The organism is Peribacillus sp. SIMBA_075, from assembly GCF_046534585.1.
The window spans coordinates 1-292 of the sequence record NZ_JAWRYN010000382.1; the positions used below are offsets into that span (position 1 = coordinate 1).

At 44.2% G+C, this 292-nt stretch carries 1 protein-coding gene; it reads left to right on the forward strand.

Annotation, left to right across the window (positions count from 1 at the left end):
* The coding region (locus SB775_RS28680; RefSeq protein WP_410864579.1) for a helix-turn-helix domain-containing protein at window positions 1-289 on the forward strand (289 nt) is incomplete at its 5' end.
* Between the last annotated feature and the right edge of the window lie 3 nt (window positions 290-292).

Genomic DNA, 292 nt, shown 5'->3' on the forward strand with positions numbered 1-292 from the left:
GGGGAAAGGAGGCTCCGAAATGTTCTTAACCGATTACGCCACTCTTATGAAAAAGATGAGAATCCGTGCTGGCTTAACTCAAGAGCAATTGGCTGCATTGCTAAATCGTACGAAAAGCTGCATCTGCAAGTTTGAAAAGGGAGACAAGCTACCAGACATTCATACATTCATGTCATGGGTTCGTGCAACAGACGCTACAGAAGTTGCTGTAGCGGTTCTATGTGGAGTAGATACAACATCCATCATTCAGCAAGTCATGGGTATGCTTTTCACACTCTGGTTGATCTAAAGG